The 2,523-nt window shown below is 70.6% G+C and carries 2 protein-coding genes and 1 pseudogene; all 3 read left to right on the top strand.

Translation table 11 applies throughout. The features are described 5' to 3' along the window. Positions 1–116: 116 nt before the first annotated feature. Positions 117–713, top strand: a pseudogene (locus tag DJ74_RS16360) (hypothetical protein); the annotation flags it as partial. 94 nt (positions 714–807) lie between these two features. Next, positions 808–2,109, top strand: a complete 1,302-nt coding sequence (locus DJ74_RS16365) for a ribonuclease R family protein (RefSeq protein WP_094521901.1) — start codon at positions 808–810, stop codon at positions 2,107–2,109. A 69-nt stretch (positions 2,110–2,178) separates the two neighbouring features. Continuing rightward, the coding region (locus tag DJ74_RS16370) for a hypothetical protein (RefSeq protein ID WP_217900349.1) at positions 2,179–2,523 on the top strand (345 nt) is incomplete at its 3' end.

A 2,523-nucleotide genomic window follows, 5' to 3' on the forward strand; every position in this document is an offset into this window, starting at 1 on the left:
GTCGTCTCCCCAGCCGCCGGACCCATCGGGCGCGTCCGACGCGGTCTCGGCGCGTCCGGTGATCCGCACCCGGCGGCTGGGGAGACGACGGGGAGAGCGGTGACACGGGTGGCGAGGACCCCGAAACGCTCCCCGCTCTGTTCACCGACGAGCGGTGCCTCTGCTGCTCGTACGACGTGTCGGAGTACCGCAGCCAAGGGAGGGGCCGATCGTGGGTCTCGATCGACACCGGCGAGGCGGGCGTCCCGTTCCGCGTCGTCGTCGACGGGGTCGGCGTTCGCGTCGACCCCGCGGCCGCCGGCTTCGCGTTCGGCGTCGACGAGGACGTCGAAGTCGCGGCCGACGAGACGCCGCCCGAGCGCGTCCGCCGGTTCACGGACGCGGTGGAGGCGGTGGATGAGTCGGAGACGGGGTGGGAGCTCGGCCCGGTAACCGTCGGAAGCGACCCGAAGCGTCGATACCGCCAGCGCGTTCTTCGCCCCGGCGACGCCGTGACGGTCGTCGGCGACGCGACCGCCTTCCCGGACGCTCCGGTCGGCGAGGTGAAAGCGCGGATCGCCGGCGGATCGCCGTTCGTGGTCGGCGACGCGAGCGCTCGCCGGACCGCGCTCCGGCTGGTGGGCCGGTCGGCGGTGCCGGTCGTTCTCGGGCTCGTCTCGCTGACGGTCGCGGCGGTCGCGCTCTCGCCGGTCCTCGGCGTGATTGTCTGGTAGGCGGGCGACGCCTCCGACACTCCCGCCCCCGGTCTGGCGCGGCCGCTCCTGCGCCCCCGACAGGCCTTTCTAACGGACCCGCGTTGGTCCCGGTATGTCAGACGACGAGCCGAAACCGGGGTCCGCCGAGGACCAGGGGCCCGTGACGATCACGCCGGAGCTGGCGGACCGCCTCGCCGACAAGCGGGCGGACCTGTTCGAGGAGTTCGAGATCCCCGACGAGTTCCCGAACGAGGTCCTCCGCGAGGCGGAGACCCGGACCGAGGGCGTGTACGACGAGATCGAAGCCGAGATCGACGAGCGCGAGGACCTCCGCGATCTCACGACCTGGACCACCGACCCCGTCGACGCGCAGGACTTCGACGACGCGATCTCGATCGAGCGCGAGGAGGGCGCCTACCGGCTGTGGGTCCACATCGCCGACGTCACCCACTACGTCACGCCCGACACGGCGATGTGGGAGGAGGCGGTGAAGCGGGCGAACACCGTCTACCTGCCCGACTACACGATCCACATGCTCCCGCCGGTGCTCGCCGAGACGGTCTGCTCGCTCGTCCCTAACGAGGACCGGCTCGCGCACACCGTCGAGATGGAGATCGACGACGAGACGCTCTCGTTCGAGGACATCGACATCTACAAGTCCGTCATCAACTCCGACGAGCGGCTCACCTACAAGCAGTGCGAGGAGCGGCTGGAGGACCCCTCGCTCCCCCTCGGCGAGGAGAACGAACTCGCCTTCGAGCTCGCCGACCGGATGCACGAGCAGCGCAAGGAGGACGGCTCGCTCGTCCTGAACCCGCGCCGCGACCGCGCGCACACCATCATCGAGGAGTCGATGCTGAAGGCGAACAAGGCGGTGACGCACACCCTGATGTGGGACCGCGGCGTCGAGGCCATGTACCGGGTCCACCCGCAGCCGACCCCCGACCAGTGGAGCGAGGCGCTCACGGAGATCCAGGAGCTCGACGGGGTCTCAATCCCGGGTAGCGCGTGGGGCGACGACCCGCGCAAGGCGGTCAACGCCGCCCTCGAGGAGTCGCCCGGCCGCCAGCTCAACAAGATCCAGCGCGCCGTGCTGAAGGTGATGCCCCGCGCGAAGTACATGAACGACCCGTTCGGCGGCCATCACGCGCTCAACTTCGACATCTACGGCCACTTCACCTCGCCCATCCGCCGGCTCTCGGACACGATCAACCACTGGATCGTCCACGAGAACGACGTGCCGGAGAACCTCGTGGAGCTGTGCGACCACGCCAGCGACCGACAGAAGGACGGCGAGACGGTCGAACGCATCTACAAGCAGTTCCTGCAGGAGCAGGGGCTCGACCCCCACGCGGTGAACAACCGCGGGATCGAGGTCGTCGACGACGCGGAAGAGGCGAAACACACGGTCTGATCGCTCCGCTCGCCCCCCTCGTCCCTTATCGGCGAAGCGTATAGACCGTCGGAGCCCCTACCGTCGGGTATGACCCATCACGACCACGACGAGGGCCACGCCGCCGATCGGATCGCCGACCGGGACCGCACGCGGGCCGAGCGAGAAGCGGAGCGAGCCGCCACGGTCGGCGGGTTCACGGGGGCGGTGCTCGGGGCTCGGGGCGGCCCGATCGGCGCCGGGATCGGCGCCTTCCTCGGGGGATCGACCGGCTACGCCGTCGGCTACGCGCTGAGCGAACTGGAGGGCGAGCGCGGCGACCACCGCGAGGCGACGCTGGACGACTACGCGGACGGCGACGAGCCGGACCACGCGCCGGTGGACGACGGCGACGATCCCGGAGACGAGGGCCCGGTGCGGATAGCGGTCGGCGAA

The organism is Halorubrum sp. Ea8, from assembly GCF_002252925.1.
Classification (GTDB): Archaea; Halobacteriota; Halobacteria; order Halobacteriales; family Haloferacaceae; genus Halorubrum.